This is a genomic window from Pontibacter sp. MBLB2868, assembly GCF_051904785.1.
GTDB lineage: Bacteria > Bacteroidota > Bacteroidia > Cytophagales > Hymenobacteraceae > Pontibacter.
Map to the genome: position 1 here is coordinate 151,199 of NZ_CP196710.1, position 19,881 is coordinate 171,079.

Below are 19,881 nucleotides of genomic sequence, written 5' to 3' on the forward strand. Positions count from 1 at the left end.
AATCAGAAAATCAGATTTTCTTTAAATTTAAGTGTAAGTGGATCAAACTGTTTTATGTACTGCACCAGAGAAGTAGCAAGCAATGTGCTGATAAAACTCGGAGGGTACAATAGCTGCATTTCACCGGATATCTGCAGCACATAATCATATTCCTTTATGTCGGGCAACAAAAAAGGTTTTTTCAGGGTTGATGGCCCCAAAGCTTTGTTTTTGAATAGCCGGATTATACTATGGTCTGTAATGTACTGATAATTTGAAATAATCAAACAATCTTTACCCAGTAAATCGTAATAAAGATCCTGTTGCTTAGCCAGGCGCATGTCAAACAGCCTGTTAAGGGCCCAGGCCAATTTGTACTCTTTAACAGGAGAAACTAACCCGAACAGGTTGAACGTATAATCATATTCAATGTCAAGGCGCAGTGTTCTCATAAAGTAATAGCAATTACACAAATTTAAGAAGACTGGCTTCCAAAACAGCAGAATTTGTGTAAAACTTTTATAAGAGGTCAAATAGAGTAATTTTTTTTGACATTGTCTGCCTAATTATATTTCTTTGCACAGTGTTTTAATAAACTATAAGAAAAATGTCAGAAATCGCAGAAAAAGTAAAAGCTATCATTATTGATAAGCTTGGTGTTGAAGAGTCAGAGGTTACTCCAGAGGCTAGCTTCACAAATGACCTTGGCGCTGATTCATTAGATACTGTTGAGTTGATCATGGAATTTGAAAAGGAATTTAACGTTTCTATTCCAGATGATCAGGCTGAAAACATCTCTACTGTAGGTCAGGCTGTTAGCTACCTTGAAGAGCACGCAAAGTAATATCCTTCATTTAGTATAAATTTCTACTATCTATCCTCTACTAGCAGCTTATGGAGCTTAAGAGAGTTGTAGTTACTGGGCTAGGCGCACTCACGCCAGTTGGTAATACTGTTTCAGAGTACTGGGATGGTCTGATCAATGGCGTGAGTGGTGCTGCGCCTATTACACGTTTCGACGCGAGTAAGTTTAAAACTCAGTTTGCCTGTGAAGTAAAAGGGTACGACGCAGAAAAATACTTTGATCGAAAAGAAGCCCGCAAAATGGACTTGTTTTCGCAGTTCGCCATGGTTGTAGCCGATGAGGCCGTAACCGATGCGAACCTTGTCGAAGGAAACTATGATCCTGATCGCGTTGGTGTGATCTGGGGTTCAGGTATTGGCGGTTTACGCACATTCCAGGAAGAGTGTGTGAATTTTGCCAACGGAGACGGGACACCCCGCTTCAACCCTTTCTTTATTCCTAAAATGATTGCCGATATCAGTGCTGGCCATATTTCTATTAAGTATGGTTTCAGAGGCCCTAACTTTGTTACGGTTTCTGCCTGTGCATCTGCTACAAATGCCATCCTTGACTCATACAACTATATCCGTTTAGGAATGGCTGATGTGATTGTGACGGGTGGTTCTGAAGCGGCTGTAACAGAGGCTGGTATAGGTGGTTTCAATGCTCTGAAAGCCCTTTCAGAGCGTAACGACTCTCCGGAAACAGCTTCGCGACCTTTTGACAAAGACCGTGACGGATTTGTGCTGGGCGAGGGAGCCGGTGCCCTGATCCTGGAAGAGTATGAACATGCAAAAGCCCGTGGTGCAAAAATATACGCCGAAGTTATCGGAGGCGGTATGTCAGCGGATGCTTACCACATCACTGCCCCACATCCGGAAGGACTAGGTGCCCTGAACGTGATGAAAAACGTGCTTCGGGATGCCAATATCAAGCCAGAAGATGTTGATTATATCAACGTACACGGTACTTCCACACCACTTGGTGATGTTAGTGAGGTGAAGGCAATCCAGACAGTGTTCGGTGAGCATGCTTATGATCTTAACATAAGCTCCACTAAGTCTATGACTGGCCACTTGTTAGGTGCTGCTGGCGCAATAGAGGCTATAGCCTCTATTCTTGCTATCAAGAATAACATCGTTCCGCCAACAATTAACCACTTCACAGACGACGAAGCTTTTGACTCTAAGCTGAACTTTACTTTTAACAAAGCGCAGGAGCGTGAAGTAAAGATTGCTTTGAGCAACACCTTTGGCTTTGGTGGACATAATACTTCTGTTCTATTCCGTCAATTTGAAGATTAGTGTTTGGGCCTATAAAACCAGTTCGACGCGTATATCATAAGTTATTTACCCGAGACAAAGAACTTGTACGTGCGATAGCAGGTATTATTGGCAGCACACCGGATAACATTCGGCTGTATAAACTCGCGCTTACGCATACGTCTTTCGCACGGCAGAACGCTGCAGGAAAGCACGAAACAAATGAGCGACTGGAGTTTTTAGGCGATGCCATACTTGGTGCTGTTGTAGCTGAACATCTCTTTAATAAATTTCCTTACGAAGACGAAGGCTTTCTGACAGAGATACGTTCACGCATTGTGAACCGTGAGTCGCTGAACCAGATCGCTCTGAAGATTGGTTTGAATCTGCTGGTGAAAGTAGACAGTTCAAGTCATGCCATGCGGCACAAGTCTGTTAATGGAAATGCACTGGAGGCTTTAGTGGGTGCGGTGTACCTGGACAAAGGCTATGTAATGACCCGCCAGTTTATCTTCAAAAAGTTATTGCGCCCGCACGTGGATGTACATAACCTGGTAAACACAACAGCTAATTTCAAAAGCAAATTGATCGAGTGGGCACAGAGCCAGAACCTCGACATTCGATTTGAGATCGTAAAACGAAAGCAGCAGGGCAATACAACCGAATTTACTTCAGAAGTATACATTGATGACAAACCGATTGCCATTGGAGTAGGCCTGTCTAAAAAGAAGGCAGATCAGGCAGCGGCAGAAAAAGGCATCGAATTCCTTAAAATTTCCTAAAGCTCTTTCCGTAGCAGCCTGGTTTTCTACAACTATGCTGCTGTTCAATCACCCGTTGCTGGCTATACTTTATCCGTTGTGCCCTTGAACAATTGCGTCCATTTCAAGTGCATTTTTTAACCCTTCTCCATAAACAGGGGCTGCTTGCTGCTTACACCTGATATAACTACAATCTTACGGTTAAAACATGTGCCCTTGAGCCCTTGTTATATAGCAGTCTTTCTGGGTTTGCTAGAACGGATTAATGAGGCAAAATTGCTTTACATCTCTTAACTTGCCTGTATATAGTTGCGTTATAAAATTTGATGGAAGAGACAAGACTAATGCTGGCAGCTGCCGCACTTAACCAGACTCCTATGGACTGGGATGGCAACCTGCAGAATATAAAAGATGCCATTACAGAGGCTATAACTAATAAAATTCAGTTACTGCTGTTACCTGAGCTTTGCATAACCGGTTATGGTTGCGAGGATATGTTTCTTAGTCCTTGGCTATCGGAAATTGCATTCCAAAAGCTTCTGAAGATAAAAGACTGGTGCGAGAACATTACAGTAGCGGTCGGCCTTCCGGTTCTTTTGAATAAAAGTGTGTACAATACTGCGTGTGTTATCAGGAATAAAGAAATCCTTGGTTTTACGGCCAAGCAGTTTCTGGCAAACGATGGTGTGCATTATGAGCCCCGATGGTTTACGCCCTGGCCTGCCAACGAGGTGCAAGAGTTTGAGGTTGACGGGCAGAAGTACCAGATCGGTGACATAATATATGAGGAGCAAGGGGTAAAGTATGCCTTTGAAATTTGCGAAGATGCCTGGCGCCCAAATCGTCCGGCGGAGCGCCATATGCCAAAGGGTGTCCAGTTGATACTAAACCCCAGTGCCAGCCATTTTGCCCTGAGTAAAACCGACGTCAGATACAGGCTTGTCGTAGATGCTTCAAAAAAATACCAGTGCGCGTACATGTATGCCAACCTGTTAGGGAATGAGTCTGGCAGGATGATCTATGACGGAGAGGTGTTGATTGCGCAAAATGGTAAGCTGATTCGCAGAAATGAGTTACTGTGCTTCAAAGATGTGGACATGGAGTGCGCAGAAGTTTGTTTTTCAGATAATCCTGAGATAGCTGAGGTAATAGAATATCTCCCGCCGATTGATGAGAATAAAGAACTGATCGCTGCGCTTAGTCTAGCCTTGTTTGACTATATGCGTAAGAGTCACAGCAGAGGCTTTGTGCTTTCCTTAAGCGGTGGTGCCGACTCTTCGTTGTGTGCCGTGGCGGTAGCCGAAATGGTGCGTAGAGGGATCAGTAGCCTGGGGGTATTGGGTTTTGTGGCGAAAGCCAGGATGTTCTCTATCCGGGATACCGCTACGTTCGATACCATGACAAAAGAGCATGTGCAGAAGGCATTGGTAAAAAAGCTGCTGACTTGTGCATACCAGGGTACAGTAAACTCTTCTGACGATACTTATAACTCAGCAAAGGGATTGGCTGATTCTATCGGGGCAACCTTTTATAGCTGGACGATAGATGACGAAGTGCGTGGATACGTTTCCAAGATTGAGAAGGCCTTAGAACGCCCGCTCACATGGGAGCAGGATGATATCACTTTGCAGAATATTCAGGCAAGGGTGCGTGCACCTGGCATCTGGATGCTGGCCAATATTAATAATGCCCTTTTGATGGCTACCTCTAACCGCTCTGAGGCCTCAGTGGGGTATGCCACCATGGATGGTGATACCTCGGGCAGCATTTCCCCGATCGCCGGTATTGACAAAGCTTTTATCCGGCAGTTTCTTATCTGGGCACAACAAGAGCTGGGATATGAGGGATTGCAGTACGTGAACAACCTGCAGCCAAGTGCTGAGTTACGACCAGCAAAAGAAGAACAGACCGATGAAAAAGACCTGATGCCATATGAGGTGCTGAACCAGATTGAGCGGCTTGCCTTTCATGACCGATACGCACCGATAGAGGTATTTAAAATATTAAATGAGAAGAAACTAGCAGATCCGGAAGTGCTCCAAAGCTGGATAACAAAGTTTTACAGCCTGTGGGCACGTAACCAATGGAAGCGCGAACGCTATGCGCCATCCTTTCATCTGGATGATTATAATGTGGACCCACGTAGCTGGCTTCGTTTCCCGATCTTAAGTGGTGGCTTTCGGGAAGAGTTGCTGCAGATGCAACAGATGATCAGATAAGTATAAAGGCGCAACAGCATCTGTTGCGCCTTTATACTTTTACCATTTGCCAAACTTACGCTTCAGGTGTTCATTTGTCAGGTAGATGCTGAGCATGAAAAAAATGATCATTATGCCGATAGGTAAAAGAAGGCTGATCAGCAAGGGGAGCAATCTATAGCAAATTAAACTGATCAATGCGGAGACCAAACCAATAAGCAAAAGTAGTTTAGCGTAGTAGCGGTTTCCTTCCTGCCAGTTTTCAATATCCCGCATAGAGTAGTGCGTCCTGAACCCCCAGAGCCAGTTTATGTGCCTTGGTGGCCACTTATAAAGTATAAACCCGATTACCAATACCAGTATGCCGGGTAACAGGTGTAGGAATAGCATTTCAATAGATTAGCTAAAATTCATCATCCATGTGATTTCAAGTATATCAGGAACAAGCATTTTTTTCCATTCCTTAAATATTGTAACTTTGGCTAGACTAGTATCGCCCTTATGAATTTATTGAATTATATTACCTGGAATGTAGATCCGGAGATTTTTCATCTAGGACCCTTAAGTATACGCTGGTATGGTTTGCTGTTTGCCATGGCTTTCATTTTTGGTCAGCGCATACTTACCAAGATATATGTAGCAGAAGGCCGCACCGAAGGAGATGTAGATGTGATCACGTTATACATGATCATTGGCACTGTTGTAGGAGCCAGATTAGGGCACACGCTCTTTTATGCACCTGACTATTACCTAAGCAACCCTATTGAGATACTGAAGATTTGGGAAGGAGGCTTAGCCAGCCATGGAGCAACCATTGGTATCCTTTTCGCGCTGTGGTTATTCAGCCGCAAACAGAAGTTTGACTACATGTGGGTACTGGATCGCATTGTGATCGTAGTAGCGCTTGGTGGTGCGTTTATACGACTGGGTAACCTGATGAACTCTGAAATTATCGGCCATGCATCTACAGTACCTTGGGCTTTCATTTTCGAGCGTCTGAACGAGAATCCGCCGGTGCCACGCCATCCAACACAATTATATGAATCGCTGAGTGTGTTTATGTTGTTTGTGCTGCTATACTGGCTATGGAGCAAATACAAAGCAGCATTACCAAAAGGTCTGCTGTTCGGTATTTTTGTAACGGCACTGTTCACTTTCCGTTTCCTGGTCGAATTCCTGAAAGAAAACCAGGAGGCTTTTGAAGATAACCTTGCACTAAATATGGGTCAGATCCTGAGTATCCCTCTGATATTGGTTGGCTTGTTCATCTTATTCAGAGTATGGCAGAACCCGAAACCTGCTTTGCCTGGCGGCAGACTCAAAGAGCAGGAGGTAAGCAAACAGACCAAGAATAAAGTATAATATATAAAAACAGCAGCGGCGCCTTTTATCTGAAAGGCGCCGCTGCTGTTTTAGTCTTATAGCTTATACCTGTACAGGTTGCCACCTTCACTCGTTATAACTAAGGTTTCGTCATCTTCAAAAGCAACACCTTCGGTCTGGCCAGCGCCCTTAAGTTTTACCTCTTCGTACTTCCCTTTATAAAAAGCAGCCGGACTGCTGTAATCGGTAAATAGGTGTAGTTTTTCTTCACTGAGTAAAGCTACTGTTTCACCATCCGGACTTATGGCGGCCCCGGTAACTAATGCTTTTAGGTGTCGGCTCCCAACCAATTTTGCTTTATACTGCCCACCTGTGTCAGGCAAGCGGTAAACCTTTGCTATTTCGCCTCTCCCCCTGTCCTTAGAAATGAGGTACAGATAGCCGTCAGCCCAGAAAATAGCTTCAGAATCAAAATTGCGGTTTTTTTTGGATGGCGGATATTCCTTTTGATCCTCATAAGTATAACGGATAGCCTGAATCTGGGAAGGAGTATTGAGGTTTACCTTATAAACAGCCAGCTCTCTACGGTTGTTGTTATTGTTGCCGCTATCTGCAATGTAAATGTTCCCATCCTTATCTATTGTCAGGTCTTCCCAGTCAACGTTAGGGAGCTTCAGTTTTATAGTTTCTACAATATTGCCACTATAATCCAGCTTATACAGGTAGGGCTTGTTACCGGCATCGTTGTGCGTAACTAACTGGTGCTGCCCGAATAACGCCACTACACCAGAGCTTTCACTTATCTCTCCGGGTAGCGAGGCGATTTTTACAAAGGATTTACTACCTCCTGTATCATCTGTTTCGTCGTCACCTGAAATTATATCACGAAAAGAAAATATCATTAATGCGGTTGCTGCCAGAAAAGCAGCTAAAACTTTTAACATAAGTTTCATATAAAATTTAAAGTATACATCAGGAGTAAAGGGTAGTTAGATAAACGAGAAGTATTAACAGACGTTAAGGCAATAAAGATGATTATATGTATTAATAACTTTATCAGCACTCCTAAAACCTGAAATCTACATGCTATGAACGTTAAAAAAATAAAAGAAACCTGCCTCTACGTCACGGACTTGTCACGTTCAAAAGCCTTTTATAACGGACGACTTGGCTTTGAAGTAATCGGGGAAGTAAAGGACCGGCATGTTTTTTTTAGAGTGGGAGAGAGTGTTTTACTCTGTTTTATTTCAGAAGCATCAAAACAAGGTGGCACACTACCTCCTCATTTTGGCTCAGGACAGCTACACCTGGCTTTTGAAGTTGCGAAAGATCAGTATCAGGACTGGAAGGAAAAGATCAGCCAGCAGCTGGGGATCAAGATTGAACAGGAGTATGACTGGGGTAGAGGTTTCCTGTCATTCTATTTCCGGGACCCTGATGAACACCTGTTGGAGGTAGTAATGGAGGGGATGTGGGAGAGGTAATAACTAATTTATAATTCCTGACCCACCTTTTGTAAGGTTTCGGAGTGTATGGTATGCCCACCATCAAAAGTATAAACAGCTGGTTCAATTCCAAGCTGCTGCATCAATTGCTTTTTCCGCTCTAAGGCCTCAGAAGTAATAAATTCGTCCTGTGTGCCATATACCAGTGCTACCGGTATCTCTGCAAAAGCAGCCTGGCTGGTTGTAAAGTTAATATCTTCGGGGAAGGAAGCAGCCCAAAGTATAAGTCTGTGCACAGGTGGTTTTTCCGTGGCTATCCAACGGCTAACCGTAGCCCCACCCTGCGAGAAACCCAAGATCGTCACACGCACATCTTTCGGAAGGGACTTCAGGTGTTCTTGCAGTAACTGGTTAAGGTACCCTGCCTGGTCTTCTATCTCGGAGAGCCGGTCCTCTTTGGTCATCCAGGTGGCGCCAACCCTGCCCGAAAAGCCATCCAGGTAAAACCGCGACAGTGCCTCAGGCGCCACTACAAGCGTTTGCCCGTTATCAAGCCCCTGAAAATGCCTTAGAAAATAGCGTGCTAACTGGCCATACCCATGGCATACAACCCACAGGTCTTTTACTCGGGCAGATGGAGAACCTATCGTATAATAGCGTGCAGTGCGGGGTACTATAAGTTTATGCTCGTTCATGTATCTTGCTCAGGAATATTCCTGATTTTAAAATGTCCTGCCTTAAAGCATATCCCGGCACTGCTTTCTATAAATGCTCTTTGGTAAACTGGAACGGAAGCAGGTCTGCTACAGACCTGAAGCGGTAAAACTTACCGTCCTGCGCCTGTAAAAGAACCGGAATAGCCTCCTGTTGCTTATACTCATACTCTGCCATTACCTGGCGGCAGGCACCACAAGGCATAGCCGGTAAAAACTGTTCGTCGCTACGGCGGCGGGCAGTTACGGCCATCATTGTTATCTTTTTATTCGGGTGATTAGCGCTAAGTGCAAACAAAGCAGTTCGCTCTGCGCAAAGCCCCGAAGGATATGCTGCATTTTCCTGGTTGCTGCCTTTAAACATGGTACCGTCTTCCAGTACTAAAGCTGCTCCGACCAAAAAGTTAGAGTAAGGGGCATAAGCATCTTTTGCAGCCTCCTGTGCCAGCTGCATCGCTTTACGCTCCTGCTCATTCAGTTCTTCAGGATCCAGCACGTCGATGCTGATGTTTATATTCAGTTCACTTGCCATTTCATCACGAATAGTACTAAAAATTAGAAAAGGGCTATAAATTTAAACTAAATATCTGACAAAACCATATATAAGGTTTGCCTTGCATGGCTTATTGCTTAAATTCAGGCTAAACCATACCGCTACTATGAAAAGAATTTTGTTGCTCGGCGCAGGCCGCTCTGCGTCTTCACTTATAAAGTACCTCTTCGATCATGCTACAGCAGAGGGTTGGTTCATTACTATTGGTGACATTACCGTTTCGCACCTCCGGCCTTTGATAGAACCTATCTCCTTTGCCGATGTCATTACCTTTGATGTGCATAACGAAGAACAACGTGCAACAGAGGTAGCAAAGGCCGATCTGGTAATCTCGCTCTTACCTGCCGTTTTTCACATTGAAGTAGCAAAAGAATGCCTGGTACAGGAAAAGAACCTGATCACGGCCAGTTATGTTTCCCCTGCTTTTCTGGAGCTTCACCACGAAGCACAGGAAAAGAACCTTACCATATTGATGGAATCCGGGCTCGATCCGGGCATCGACCACATGTCGGCTATGGCTGTGATCAGGCGCATACAGGCTAACGGCGGTAAGCTGACCTCCTTTAAATCGTTTACCGGAGGATTGGTAGCACCGGAGTATGACAACAACCCATGGCACTACAAATTTACCTGGAACCCGAGAAATGTTGTATTGGCAGGCCAGGGCACAGCAAAGTATATCAAGAAAGGCGAGTACAAGTACATCCCTTACCACAAGCTGTTTAAGCGCACCGATTCTTTTCACGTGGATGGTTACGGGCATTTTGAAGGGTACGCCAACCGTGACTCCCTGAGCTACAGAGAACCTTATGGCTTACTGGATATTCCGACGATGCTGCGCGGAACGCTAAGAAGACCAGGTTACTGTGAGGCCTGGGATGTATTTGTGCAATTGGGCATAACTGACGATAGCTATGTGCTGGATAACTCTGAAAGCTTGACTTACCGGGGTTTCTTAGAGGCTTTTCTGCCTCCAGCTAAAGCCTCAGGGCAAAGTATGGCAGAACGAATCGGGGAGTACCTGAATATACCTGCTCAGGGAGATGTGCTGCAAAAACTGGAGTGGCTGGGGTTGTTCGACGAAACACCTGTGGAACTTGCCGGTGCCACACCTGCCCAGGTGCTGGAGAAAATACTGAAGGAGAAATGGACCCTGGCACCAGGGGATAAAGACATGATCGTTATGCAGCACTTGTTTGAGTATGAGCAGGAAGGCAGAAAGCATGAAGTGACCTCGTCGCTGGTTGTTACCGGTGATGACGAAGTACAGACAGCCATGGCAAAAACTGTAGGATTGCCAGTTGGCATCCTCGCCAGGTTAATGCTTCAGGGTAAGATCACACACAGAGGTGTTGTTATCCCGATTTACCCAGCGCTTTATGAGCCAGTACTGGAAGAACTGAAAGGATATGGTATCGACTTTGTAGAAAAGGAGAAGGTGATCAGGTAGGAGTCCTGGTAGTTGTAAGCGCTCCGGCACTCCTTTAGATCACCTGAACGGATTTTCTAAAAGTTCAGGTAATAGTCCCTGAGGAGTTCTGAAAACTGCGCCGTGTAGGTGGTTTTGTCTTCTTCTTTAATGTAGAACTCTTTAACAGCAGGGGCAGATACTGCGCTGGAAGTATACGTTTGGATATGGCGGATACACTTACCACCATGATAGGTAAAAACCTGCAACACTTCTGCCAGGTGTAAGTGAGAACTGCTGGCTAATCTGGAAAATATTGTAGCCTCAGCCGGAGGTAACAAGAGATACAGCCTTCCGTTTTGTGCCAGGTGTTGCTGAGCAAAAGCCAGAATTTCCTGGAAGAACAGCGCCTCGGCATGCCGCGAAGCATTTTTGGCGGCATCCGATGATTTTAAAGAAGACAGGAAGAAAGGTGGGTTAGAAAGTATAATGTCGTACTGCTTTTGATTATACTTTGCATATTCCTGTAAGCTCACAGGGTGCAGCTGTAAACGGTCAGGCCACGGGCTGATGGCAAAATTTTCTTTTGTCTGCGCCTGCGCCTCCGGGTTAATCTCTACAGCTTCCACAAGTCCAGCGCTCCGTTGTGCTGCCATAAGCGATAATAATCCCGTGCCTGCACCAATATCCAGTATAAGCCGCGCGTCTGCCACCTGCACATATGCCCCGAATAAGCAGGAGTCTGTGCAGACTTTCATCGCGCACTTGTCCTGTTCTACTCTGAAGTGCTTAAACTGGAAGTAGGAGTTGCGCATACAGATTATCCCGGATTGTTTATGCCTGACTCAAAGCCTTCGTCAATAAGTAAGTGCGGTGAGAGGGCGCTGGCAACAGCAAGTTCATCACAGCGTTCGTTTTCAGGGTGGCCGGCGTGACCTTTAACCCAAACAAATTTAACGTTATGTTTGGCATATATCCGCAGAAACCGCGACCACAGATCAGCATTGGCTTTGCCTTTAAAACCTTTTTTTTGCCAACCAAATACCCATCTTTTTTCAACTGCGTCTACAACATATTTAGAGTCTGAGAATACTGTAATAGGAATGCCCGGCTTCGTAACAGCCTCTAGGCCCACGATCACAGCTAATAATTCCATCCGGTTGTTAGTTGTTTTTCGGTAACCGGCTGTTATTTCTTTTACGTGGTGTTTCCAACGCAGAATGGTCCCATAGCCGCCAGGCCCCGGGTTTCCACGTGAAGCACCATCGGTATAGAGTTCTATCATAAAAAAGCAGGAATGAATGGCGCACAGAGAGCGAATGTTTTTAAGGTACATCCTCCTATACTCTCATGTACTTATTCAAATTTAAAGGTTAGTCTTAAAAAGTTTGATAGCGATGGCCAACAGTATGATACCAAACACTTTTCGGAGTACGTTGGCACCGTCTTTCCCAAGTTTACGCTCAATCCAGGAGGAGGCTTTCAGTACAATGTATACAAACACCAGGTTTATCACAATGCCTACAAGTACGTTTGGCAGTGAGTAAGCTGCCCGTAAAGACAGAAGTGTTGTCATGGTACCGGCCCCAACTATCAGCGGAAAAGCCAAGGGTACAATGGAGCCGCTTTTTGATTCTGGATCAGCATGAAAAAAGTCTTTGCCAAGGATCATCTCCAAACCTATCAGGAAGATGATAATAGCACCTGCCATGGCGAAAGATTCAAAATCGAGGCCAAAAAGTTTAAGAATGGACTGGCCTAAGAAAAGGAATACGATCATCAGAACACCGGATACAATTGTCGCTTTCTCCGATTCTATTTTCCCTTCGCGTTTGCGAAGGTCAATAATGATGGGAATAGAGCCTATAATATCAATTACGGCAAAAAGAATAAGCGTAACAGAGGCTATCTCTTTTAAGCTGAACATTAGAATACGTTAAAAAATATTGATTATAAAATTAGAGCGTCGCCCAAAGTTAGATAAATTGTATCAATTGAGAATGCAATGCGGTGTTGCAGCGCATACTTTAAGCTCCTGTCTCAAATTTATAGCTCAGCTACAGTAGTGGAACAGGCTAATGAACAAATAGGCAGACTTTGGGGCTAGGCTCAGGCGTAGTAGTGCAGGAAAAAGCGCTTTAGCTCTTCATACTCTTCGTCGAGGATGGCAGGGAAGTTGGCAATGCGGAATGTGTTGCGCGCCCAGGGGCCATAGCCATTGCCCAGGCGAATGTTGTGGTACAAAGCCCGCTTCTTCATGTCGTCAACCAGGCGCTCAGAGGCTTCGATGGCAATAACTGTTTTAGAACGGACTTCTTCATTCTCCACCAAAAGTTTCATATCAGAGAACTGCTCAAAAAAAGTATACAGCTCCTGTGCGCGGTCTGTCAGCTTCTGATCAATGGTTTTGATAAAAGGCCGGTCTTCCAGCATCCGTTTCAGGAGGTAAATATTGAGTACGTTTGGTGTGTGTGTGGTCTGGTAATTAAGCATCTTCTCATACATGGAAACCATGCTGTTGTAGTGGCCACGCTCATTTATTTGTTTTGCTCTGAAGATAGCCCTCGGAGAACAGGCCATAATACCCAGTCCGGCAGGCAAACCAAAACATTTTTGCACAGAAGCATACCATATATCCGCTTTGATAAGCTTTAGATTAAGGCCAGCCATCGATGATGTCGTGTCTACGGCAATTAGGGTGTCGCGAAAGCGGTTATGCAGGTTAAGTATGGTTGTTGCGTTAACCTGGGTGCCATTGGAGGTCTCGTTCTGAGTAAAGCAGATCAATTCCGTATCTGAACTGATCTGAAGACTTTCCACAGGCATTGGCTCGTTTACGTCGAACTTAAAGCCTTCGGAATTAGGTCGGAGCTGTTTTGCATACTGGAACCACTTCTCGCCAAAAGACCCGTTGTAGATATGATAACTCTTGTGCTTGGTAAGGCTCTGTATCAGTATTTCCCAGCATTCAGTGGCTGAAGAAGTAAAAAATATATAATAATCCTGTGGTATGTTAAGTTTGCGTTTGATAGAACCTACCACAGCCCGTGACAGCTGTACGAATTGTTCTCCTCTATGTGGTGTACTCAGGATATCCTCGTCATACGCATCTTGCAGATAGCTACGTACTTCAGGGTAAACTTTAGAAGGACCAGGGAAGAAGTTCAGCATAAGGAAATATAGTTAGAATATAGCAGTTGTACTATATTTTAGAGCAAAAGTTTCAGCTAAGTTTAGATAACGTAGTTTACCTGATCTTCTTACACATTAAAGCCGATCTGTTTTGGTTTCAGGCGTTCAAAATACTGTAGGGCAAGGCGGTAACTTTCGAGCCCGAAGCCTACAATACTGCCGGTGCAGTACGGTGCGATCATGCTCTTGTGGCGGAAGGCCTCTCTTTTATACACATTAGAAATATGCACTTCAACTACCGGAGCGTCAATAGCCTTTATGGCATCCGGTATTGCCACTGAAGTGTGCGTATAAGCTCCGGCGTTTAATACAATGCCTTTATAGCTGAAACCCAGTTCATGCAACTTGTCAATGATAACTCCTTCTGTGTTAGACTGAAAATAGGTGAGTTCCAGGGCCGGAAACGCCTCCTTCAGTTCTTCAAAATAATCCTCAAAAGAGCGGTTTCCATAAACTGCTTTTTCGCGCACGCCCAGGAGGTTAAGGTTAGGGCCATTCAGGATAAGTATTTTCATGTAAGGAGGTCTTGTTAAGCTTACAAATTTCCGATAGCACAAAGGTAAGGATTAACTATCTTTGCTTATAAATATAATTGTTGATTGTTGGATAGTTAAGCTGCTCTACGAATAATTTTATTTATTTGGATACTTCGTCACTTTCATTTTTAGCTTACACCTAAAAAAGCCTGAAAGCATTGTGTCTTATAAGATCCTTAAACCCCCAAACCTCACAAAATGAACTGGCCCATCTGTATTAAGCAATTTGAAGAGTACCTGAAGTTGGAAAAGTCGCTATCGAAGCACTCTGTAGAAGCTTACCTGCGTGATATCAGTAAATTAACGGATTTCCTGAAGCTGAGGAACTTGCAGGTAGCACCTGAGCATATTACAGCAGCTGTTCTGCGCGAGTTTCTGGAGTGGATAACTGAATTGGGAATGACGCCGCACTCGCAGGCCCGTACCTTATCCGGTATCCGTGCTTTTTACAAGTTCCTGATCATGGAAGACATGCTGCTGGTTGATCCGACAGATACTATTGAAGCGCCAAAACTGGATCGGAAGCTGCCCGATACACTTGACTTTCATGAGATAGAGCAGATACTGGCGGCCATTGATCTTTCTACTCCCGAGGGCACCCGCAATCGTGCCATGCTGGAAACGCTTTACAGCTCGGGCCTGCGCGTAACTGAGTTGCTGGATCTGCGCCTGAGTAACCTGTACGAAGACATGGGTTTCCTGAAAGTGGCAGGTAAGGGAGATAAAGAGCGGCTTGTCCCAATTGGGCGCGATGCCTTAAAACATATTAAACTGTACCGGGAAGGGGTGCGTTGCCACCTAAAAATCAAAAAAGGGCATGAAGATATTATCTTCCTGAACCGCCGGGGGGCACAAATGACACGCGTCATGGTGTTTACTATCATCAAAGACCTGACAGCCAAGGCAGGCATCCAGAAAACAGTTAGCCCGCATACTTTCCGCCATTCATTTGCCACACACCTGATAGAAGGAGGGGCCGACCTGCGCGCCGTGCAGGAGATGCTGGGCCACGAGTCCATTACTACCACCGAAATTTACACGCACCTGGACAGGGATTACCTGAAGCAGGTGATCAAAGACTACCATCCACGTAGCTGATTTGCACTTATCATGTTGCTGCGCAGTTTTCTGACTGCAAAAAAAGCTTCTGTTCATAAAATGATTTATAGTATACTTTTACCTGATCATGATTTTAAGACATCTGCCCGTCCTGTTTAGCCTTTTCCTTTTTGTTGCTGTACCTACCACTGCACAAACAGTAGAAGATATAACTCCAAAGCCTGTAGAAGTAAGAAAGCTGGGCCAGGGATATGTTACGGTTAATAAAAAAACACAGATTGTATTTGATAATGAGTTTGCTAACCAAGCGGCTTACCTAAAGGAGGTACTGGCTGCGCAAGTCAAACTTGATCTGCAAGTACAGCCTAAAGGCCAGACCCAAGGCCAGGCAAATAGCCGCATTTACCTTGTTTTTGATGCTAAATCGATCAGCAAAGATGAGATGTATACCCTGGCTGTAGAAGGTAAGGATGTAACGATCAGGGCAAAAGATACTGGCGGTGTTGTTTACGGTATTCAGACACTGCTGCAGTTGCTCCCACTCCGAAAGATGGAGGAGGTGAAGATACCAACAGTAATGGTAACGGACTACCCGCGTTTCTCATACCGAGGAATGCACCTGGATGTGGTGCGGCATATGTTTCCCGTATCTTTCATCAAGAAATACATTGATTACCTGGCTTTTCATAAGTTCAATACCTTTCACTGGCACCTGACTGACGATCAGGGCTGGCGCATTGAGATCGAATCTTACCCGAAACTCAACTCCGTAGGTTCCTGGCGAAATGCCACTCTGATCGGACATTTTAAGGATACCCCGGCGCGGTATGACAGCACGCGCTACGGTGGCTTTTATACTAAAGATGAGGTGCGTGAAGTGATAAAGTATGCTGCAGTGCGTGGTATAAGTATAATTCCGGAAATTGACATACCCGGCCATAGCAGGGCCACAATTGCCGCTTACCCTGAATTTAGTACCCGCCCCGACACTACTTGGAATGTAGCTACTACCTGGGGTATGTATAACCGCCAGAACAATGTGTTACAGCCAAATCCAGCTACTTTCAAATTTCTGAAGACAGTGTTTGGCGAGGTGGCCGACCTTTTTCCTGCTACCTATTTCCACTTAGGAGGTGATGAGTGCAGCAAAATGTGGTGGAAAGCGGATCCTGTCTCACAGAAGTTTATCAAAGATCATAATCTGAAAGATGAAAAAGGCTTACAGACATACTTTATTGAGCAAGTAGCCAGTTACCTGAAGACAAAAGGCAAGACGGTGATCGGGTGGCATGAAATATTGGAAGGTGATCTGGATAAGTCGGCGGTTGTAATGAACTGGGGAGGCGAAAAGGAAGGGATCTCTGCCGCAAGCCGCAAGCACAGGGTAATTATGACACCAGGCAAACCATTGTACTTTGACCATTACCAGTCCAAGGACCCCAATGACAGCCTTTCGATAAGTGGTTACAATCCGTTAGATGCCGTTTATAACTTTGAACCAGTGCCAGATTTGCTACGCCAGCAGAACCTGGACCAGTACATTATCGGGGCTCAGGCCAATGTTTGGACTGAGTATATGGGCAGCCCTGCTAAAGTGGAGTACATGATATTCCCGAGGATGACGGCGTTGAGCGAAGTGCTCTGGTCAGCTCGCGAGAACAAAGATTACGAAGATTTTAAGCGAAGACTTAAAACGGCTGTTATCCCGAGGTACAACTACTGGAAGAGCGGCTACTTTAAAGGCTTTGACAAATGGACCTCAGATAAACAACAGTAGCTAATAGTTAGTAGCTAGCTGGTATACTTGTAATTAATAGCCTTTCAGGTCGATGTCCGCTGGGGTAATCAGTTCCACTTGTTTGCCCATCTTCTTTTGTATGATCTTAAAGTGGTGCTGGTCCTCCGGGGTGATAAGAGAAATAGCTTTTCCCGAAGCACCTGCCCGCCCTGTTCTGCCGATACGGTGTACATAGTCTTTCGGAGACCGTGGCAGATCATAATTGATCACGTAAGGCAGAAACTGAATGTCAATGCCTCTGGAGGCAAGGTCAGTAGCGACAAGTACAGGTGTTTTACCTGATTTAAATTTGCTTAAAGCCTCTGTTCGGGCTCCCTGGCTTTTCTTGCTGTGCATTGCCGCTGCCGGAATGCCGTTTTTTACAAGCTTACCTACCACATTGTCTGCCGTTCTGGTAGAAGAAACAAATACCAATACCTGCTGCATGTTCTCCGACTTTATGAGGTACCGTAGAAATGGGCCTTTCTGTTCGGGGCTAACAGCATAAGCAACCTGAGAGATTAGATCAGGCGTCAAACCCTCTTCTGCTTTTATCTCTATCATCACCGGATCACGGAGCAGGTTTTCGCGGATGTCCTCTATCTTATTGCTCAGTGTTGCCGAAAAAAGTATGTTCTGGCGTTGAGAAGGTAAGAGCGCAAAGATCTTGTTCATCTCCTCTTCAAAACCTAAGTTCAGCATTTTATCAGCCTCATCCAGCACAAGCGTTTCCACTTCCGACAGGTGCACTGCTTTCGAAGAGATCAGGTCCAGCAAGCGCCCGGGTGTTGCCACAAGAACCTCGGTGCCTTGCAATTGCATCATCTGTGGGTTAATGGAAACGCCGCCATAAACGGCCAGGGTTTTTACTTTTCTAGGAAGTTGGCTGCCAAATGATTTAAAAACCTCGCTTACCTGTACTGCCAATTCACGCGTAGGCACAAGCACCAGGGTTTTTACACGCCTGCTTTTTGAAACCGCTTTACCCTGGAACTGCTGTAGTATTGGCAGTACAAAGCTAGCTGTTTTACCGGAGCCGGTTTGCGCGATACCCAGTATATCCCTGCCTTTTAAGATAGCTGGTATTGCCTCTTGCTGCACAGGGTAAGGGTGTGGGTACTGCTGAGCTGCTACTGCCTGAAGCAAGGACTCTGAAAGACCTAAAGATGAAAAGGACATAAGACGATTTTAATACAGTTCTCCTGAACCTGTAACAAATGTAACAGTTTGTTCAGGAATTATAGAAAGACCAGCTTAAATGACCTCGTATGTTTGCAGATAACATCAAGTATTATCTTTTTTATCTTCAGAAGACTCTTCTTTTCTTTCTTCAGGTGGCGTGTCAGTTATGACACCATTTTCATCCACATAGGCGATCATCTCGGCAAGGCTGCCCCCTGTTGAATTCTCCTGGCGCTCCTGTTTGCGCAGTTCTTTCTCTTTTTTCTTTTTTTGTTTCTTCTGCTGGAGTTGCTTCTTCATGAAGCTGTTTTGAGATCTACCCATAGTATGTATGTTAGTAGTTAAAGCCACTCCCGATTTTCGGAACTAGCGTGTGCCTTCATTCTTATTAACGACAATTGGATAAGAAGGGGGAATTTTGATAAAAGACTGTAGCCGTTCAACGCAACCATCGTTTAATATTTGAGCCAGAGCCAAGAAGATGCCTGCCAGCGCACCTTTATTTGGCCAATATGCCTGCTGGCTTTAAGATAATTGAGTGACCAGCGGGTATTTATGTTTAGGTTTCTATCTTTGTAAGCAGCATAACCAATCAACCATAGCCGCTGTGTATAAAAGTATCCTTCGCCCACTGCTGTTCCAGCTAGATCCTGAAAGAGTGCATTACCTTACTGCCGATGCTGTAAAGATTGCAAACAAGTTGCCCTTTGTAAAAGGGGTAAGCCAACAGATGTTTCAGGTGCAGGACCCGGCGCTGGAGCGGGAGCTGTTCGGGCTTAAATTCCCTAATCCTGTGGGGTTGGCTGCAGGCTTTGATAAGGATGCAAAGCTGATAGATGAGTTCGCCAACTTCGGGTTTGGCTTTATCGAAATAGGTACACTTACTCCAAAGCCCCAGGCAGGAAACGAAAAACCACGGCTATTCCGCTTACCTCAGGATCAAGCGATCATCAACCGTATGGGCTTCAACAACGAAGGGGTAGATGCCGCAGTAAGGAGGCTGGCCAAGCGCAAGAGCAACATTATTGTTGGCGGGAACATTGGCAAGAATAAATCAACCCCTAATGAAGAAGCTATACGTGACTACCTCTACAGCTTTAAGGCTTTGTTTGATGTGGTAGATTATTTTGTAGTGAATGTGAGTTCACCAAATACCCCGGACCTGCGTGCTTTACAGGATAAAGAGCCTCTTAAAAAATTGCTGCTTACTCTGCAGGAGGAGAACAATAGTCATGTGAAACCGAAACCACTCCTGCTCAAAATAGCTCCGGACCTTAACCTGAACCAGCTCAACGATATCATTGAGATTGCCATTGAAGCCAGGTTGAGCGGGATAATTGCCACAAACACCACCGTAAGCCGTGCCGGGCTGCATACGTCACCAGATAAAATCTCTGCTATGGGAGCTGGCGGCCTTAGCGGCAAGCCCTTAACCGAGCATGCCACACAAATTGTCAGGCACCTTCGCACCTTCCTGCCTCAGGAGATCCGTGTAATAGGTGTGGGTGGGATCATGACGCCGGAGGATGCTGTTGAGAAGCTGCAGGCCGGTGCCGATCTTATTCAGTTGTACACTGGCTTTATCTATGAAGGCCCTTCTCTTATCAGCCGCATCAACAAAAAGATATTAACTAAATAATTTAAATTGC

General features: G+C 45.1%; 22 protein-coding genes. 10 read left to right on the forward strand and 12 right to left on the reverse strand.

The annotated features are described in order from the left end of the window. Window positions 1-2: 2 nt before the first annotated feature. On the reverse strand, window positions 3-431 hold the full coding sequence (locus ACSX1A_RS00700; RefSeq protein ID WP_439881680.1) for an IPExxxVDY family protein: 429 nt from the start codon (window positions 429-431) through the stop codon (window positions 3-5). A gap of 155 nt (window positions 432-586) precedes the next feature. On the opposite strand from ACSX1A_RS00700, the gene ACSX1A_RS00705 reads away from it, so the two are divergent. From ACSX1A_RS00705 to nadE, 4 genes are all read left to right on the forward strand, one after another. Next, window positions 587-823: an acyl carrier protein gene (locus ACSX1A_RS00705; RefSeq protein ID WP_025609494.1), complete on the forward strand. Its 237-nt coding sequence runs from the start codon at window positions 587-589 to the stop codon at window positions 821-823. 50 nt (window positions 824-873) lie between these two features. Next, window positions 874-2,127 (forward strand): beta-ketoacyl-ACP synthase II, encoded by a 1,254-nt coding sequence (gene fabF / locus ACSX1A_RS00710; RefSeq protein ID WP_439881681.1) that lies wholly within the window; start codon window positions 874-876, stop codon window positions 2,125-2,127. Continuing rightward, a complete protein-coding gene (rnc, locus tag ACSX1A_RS00715) occupies window positions 2,127-2,867 on the forward strand; it encodes a ribonuclease III (RefSeq protein WP_439881682.1) in 741 nt (246 codons plus the stop codon). Before fabF ends, rnc begins: the two co-directional genes overlap by 1 nt. 305 nt (window positions 2,868-3,172) lie before the next feature. Next, window positions 3,173-5,065, forward strand: coding sequence for an NAD(+) synthase (nadE, locus tag ACSX1A_RS00720; RefSeq protein WP_439881683.1), 1,893 nt, complete (start codon window positions 3,173-3,175; stop codon window positions 5,063-5,065). Window positions 5,066-5,104: 39 nt separating this feature from the next. Here the strand turns inward: nadE and ACSX1A_RS00725 are convergent, their stop codons facing one another. Further along, on the reverse strand, window positions 5,105-5,434 hold the full coding sequence (locus ACSX1A_RS00725; protein ID WP_439881684.1) for an SdpI family protein: 330 nt from the start codon (window positions 5,432-5,434) through the stop codon (window positions 5,105-5,107). A gap of 111 nt (window positions 5,435-5,545) precedes the next feature. On the opposite strand from ACSX1A_RS00725, the gene lgt reads away from it, so the two are divergent. Beyond that, window positions 5,546-6,406 carry a prolipoprotein diacylglyceryl transferase gene (gene lgt / locus ACSX1A_RS00730; protein ID WP_439881685.1) on the forward strand — a complete coding sequence of 287 codons (861 nt, stop codon included), beginning with the start codon at window positions 5,546-5,548 and terminating at the stop codon, window positions 6,404-6,406. Window positions 6,407-6,462: 56 nt separating this feature from the next. Here the strand turns inward: lgt and ACSX1A_RS00735 are convergent, their stop codons facing one another. Then, window positions 6,463-7,311 carry an SdiA-regulated domain-containing protein gene (locus tag ACSX1A_RS00735; protein ID WP_439881686.1) on the reverse strand — a complete coding sequence of 283 codons (849 nt, stop codon included), beginning with the start codon at window positions 7,309-7,311 and terminating at the stop codon, window positions 6,463-6,465. 144 nt (window positions 7,312-7,455) lie between these two features. Here ACSX1A_RS00735 and ACSX1A_RS00740 point away from each other — a divergent pair, with 144 nt between their 5' ends. After that, window positions 7,456-7,851, forward strand: coding sequence for a VOC family protein (locus ACSX1A_RS00740; RefSeq protein WP_439881687.1), 396 nt, complete (start codon window positions 7,456-7,458; stop codon window positions 7,849-7,851). A gap of 8 nt (window positions 7,852-7,859) precedes the next feature. Here the strand turns inward: ACSX1A_RS00740 and ACSX1A_RS00745 are convergent, their stop codons facing one another. Together ACSX1A_RS00745 and cdd are read right to left on the reverse strand one after the other, a co-directional pair. Continuing rightward, the gene (locus ACSX1A_RS00745; protein WP_439881688.1) at window positions 7,860-8,507 is read right to left on the reverse strand and encodes an alpha/beta hydrolase; all 648 of its coding nucleotides are present in this window, start codon (window positions 8,505-8,507) and stop codon (window positions 7,860-7,862) included. A gap of 67 nt (window positions 8,508-8,574) precedes the next feature. Next, window positions 8,575-9,057, reverse strand: a complete 483-nt coding sequence (gene cdd, locus ACSX1A_RS00750; RefSeq protein ID WP_439881689.1) for a cytidine deaminase — start codon at window positions 9,055-9,057, stop codon at window positions 8,575-8,577. A gap of 127 nt (window positions 9,058-9,184) precedes the next feature. Here cdd and ACSX1A_RS00755 point away from each other — a divergent pair, with 127 nt between their 5' ends. Beyond that, window positions 9,185-10,528, forward strand: coding sequence for a saccharopine dehydrogenase family protein (locus tag ACSX1A_RS00755; RefSeq protein ID WP_439881690.1), 1,344 nt, complete (start codon window positions 9,185-9,187; stop codon window positions 10,526-10,528). Between the two features lie 56 nt (window positions 10,529-10,584). Here ACSX1A_RS00755 and ACSX1A_RS00760 read toward each other — a convergent pair whose 3' ends face one another. The 5 genes from ACSX1A_RS00760 to aroQ all read right to left on the reverse strand — a co-directional run bounded on the left by ACSX1A_RS00760 (window position 10,585) and on the right by aroQ (window position 14,193). Then, window positions 10,585-11,301: a tRNA1(Val) (adenine(37)-N6)-methyltransferase gene (locus ACSX1A_RS00760; RefSeq protein ID WP_439881691.1), complete on the reverse strand. Its 717-nt coding sequence runs from the start codon at window positions 11,299-11,301 to the stop codon at window positions 10,585-10,587. 5 nt (window positions 11,302-11,306) lie between these two features. Next, window positions 11,307-11,771 (reverse strand): ribonuclease HI, encoded by a 465-nt coding sequence (gene rnhA, locus ACSX1A_RS00765; RefSeq protein ID WP_439881692.1) that lies wholly within the window; start codon window positions 11,769-11,771, stop codon window positions 11,307-11,309. A gap of 81 nt (window positions 11,772-11,852) precedes the next feature. Next, window positions 11,853-12,413, reverse strand: coding sequence for a MarC family protein (locus ACSX1A_RS00770; protein WP_439881693.1), 561 nt, complete (start codon window positions 12,411-12,413; stop codon window positions 11,853-11,855). Between the two features lie 182 nt (window positions 12,414-12,595). Next, window positions 12,596-13,657 (reverse strand): aminotransferase class V-fold PLP-dependent enzyme, encoded by a 1,062-nt coding sequence (locus ACSX1A_RS00775; protein ID WP_439881694.1) that lies wholly within the window; start codon window positions 13,655-13,657, stop codon window positions 12,596-12,598. A gap of 89 nt (window positions 13,658-13,746) precedes the next feature. Further along, entirely contained in the window at window positions 13,747-14,193 is a 447-nt protein-coding gene (aroQ, locus tag ACSX1A_RS00780) for a type II 3-dehydroquinate dehydratase (protein ID WP_439881695.1), read from the reverse strand. 219 nt (window positions 14,194-14,412) lie between these two features. Here aroQ and xerD point away from each other — a divergent pair, with 219 nt between their 5' ends. Together xerD and ACSX1A_RS00790 are read left to right on the forward strand one after the other, a co-directional pair. Next, window positions 14,413-15,312, forward strand: coding sequence for a site-specific tyrosine recombinase XerD (gene xerD / locus ACSX1A_RS00785; protein ID WP_439881696.1), 900 nt, complete (start codon window positions 14,413-14,415; stop codon window positions 15,310-15,312). Window positions 15,313-15,400: 88 nt separating this feature from the next. Continuing rightward, window positions 15,401-17,050 (forward strand): beta-N-acetylhexosaminidase, encoded by a 1,650-nt coding sequence (locus ACSX1A_RS00790; protein ID WP_439881697.1) that lies wholly within the window; start codon window positions 15,401-15,403, stop codon window positions 17,048-17,050. Between the two features lie 33 nt (window positions 17,051-17,083). Here the strand turns inward: ACSX1A_RS00790 and ACSX1A_RS00795 are convergent, their stop codons facing one another. Continuing rightward, a complete protein-coding gene (locus ACSX1A_RS00795; protein ID WP_439881698.1) occupies window positions 17,084-18,229 on the reverse strand; it encodes a DEAD/DEAH box helicase in 1,146 nt (381 codons plus the stop codon). Window positions 18,230-18,334: 105 nt separating this feature from the next. Then, entirely contained in the window at window positions 18,335-18,532 is a 198-nt protein-coding gene (locus ACSX1A_RS00800) for a cold-shock protein (protein ID WP_439881699.1), read from the reverse strand. A 307-nt stretch (window positions 18,533-18,839) separates the two neighbouring features. Here ACSX1A_RS00800 and ACSX1A_RS00805 point away from each other — a divergent pair, with 307 nt between their 5' ends. After that, a complete protein-coding gene (locus ACSX1A_RS00805; protein WP_439881700.1) occupies window positions 18,840-19,871 on the forward strand; it encodes a quinone-dependent dihydroorotate dehydrogenase in 1,032 nt (343 codons plus the stop codon). The last annotated feature ends 10 nt before the right edge of the window (window positions 19,872-19,881 follow it).

Coding starts and splice junctions, on each gene's coding strand:
- ACSX1A_RS00700 (WP_439881680.1), bottom strand. CDS start 431: ATGAGAACACTGCGCCTTGACATTGAATATGATTATACGTTCAACCTG.
- ACSX1A_RS00705 (WP_025609494.1), top strand. CDS start 587: ATGTCAGAAATCGCAGAAAAAGTAAAAGCTATCATTATTGATAAGCTT.
- fabF (WP_439881681.1), top strand. CDS start 874: ATGGAGCTTAAGAGAGTTGTAGTTACTGGGCTAGGCGCACTCACGCCA.
- nadE (WP_439881683.1), top strand. CDS start 3,173: ATGGAAGAGACAAGACTAATGCTGGCAGCTGCCGCACTTAACCAGACT.
- ACSX1A_RS00725 (WP_439881684.1), bottom strand. CDS start 5,434: ATGCTATTCCTACACCTGTTACCCGGCATACTGGTATTGGTAATCGGG.
- lgt (WP_439881685.1), top strand. CDS start 5,546: ATGAATTTATTGAATTATATTACCTGGAATGTAGATCCGGAGATTTTT.
- ACSX1A_RS00735 (WP_439881686.1), bottom strand. CDS start 7,311: ATGTTAAAAGTTTTAGCTGCTTTTCTGGCAGCAACCGCATTAATGATA.
- ACSX1A_RS00740 (WP_439881687.1), top strand. CDS start 7,456: ATGAACGTTAAAAAAATAAAAGAAACCTGCCTCTACGTCACGGACTTG.
- ACSX1A_RS00745 (WP_439881688.1), bottom strand. CDS start 8,507: ATGAACGAGCATAAACTTATAGTACCCCGCACTGCACGCTATTATACG.
- cdd (WP_439881689.1), bottom strand. CDS start 9,057: ATGGCAAGTGAACTGAATATAAACATCAGCATCGACGTGCTGGATCCT.
- ACSX1A_RS00755 (WP_439881690.1), top strand. CDS start 9,185: ATGAAAAGAATTTTGTTGCTCGGCGCAGGCCGCTCTGCGTCTTCACTT.
- ACSX1A_RS00760 (WP_439881691.1), bottom strand. CDS start 11,301: ATGCGCAACTCCTACTTCCAGTTTAAGCACTTCAGAGTAGAACAGGAC.
- rnhA (WP_439881692.1), bottom strand. CDS start 11,771: ATGATAGAACTCTATACCGATGGTGCTTCACGTGGAAACCCGGGGCCT.
- ACSX1A_RS00770 (WP_439881693.1), bottom strand. CDS start 12,413: ATGTTCAGCTTAAAAGAGATAGCCTCTGTTACGCTTATTCTTTTTGCC.
- ACSX1A_RS00775 (WP_439881694.1), bottom strand. CDS start 13,657: ATGCTGAACTTCTTCCCTGGTCCTTCTAAAGTTTACCCTGAAGTACGT.
- aroQ (WP_439881695.1), bottom strand. CDS start 14,193: ATGAAAATACTTATCCTGAATGGCCCTAACCTTAACCTCCTGGGCGTG.
- xerD (WP_439881696.1), top strand. CDS start 14,413: ATGAACTGGCCCATCTGTATTAAGCAATTTGAAGAGTACCTGAAGTTG.
- ACSX1A_RS00790 (WP_439881697.1), top strand. CDS start 15,401: ATGATTTTAAGACATCTGCCCGTCCTGTTTAGCCTTTTCCTTTTTGTT.
- ACSX1A_RS00795 (WP_439881698.1), bottom strand. CDS start 18,229: ATGTCCTTTTCATCTTTAGGTCTTTCAGAGTCCTTGCTTCAGGCAGTA.
- ACSX1A_RS00800 (WP_439881699.1), bottom strand. CDS start 18,532: ATGAAGAAGCAACTCCAGCAGAAGAAACAAAAAAAGAAAAAAGAGAAA.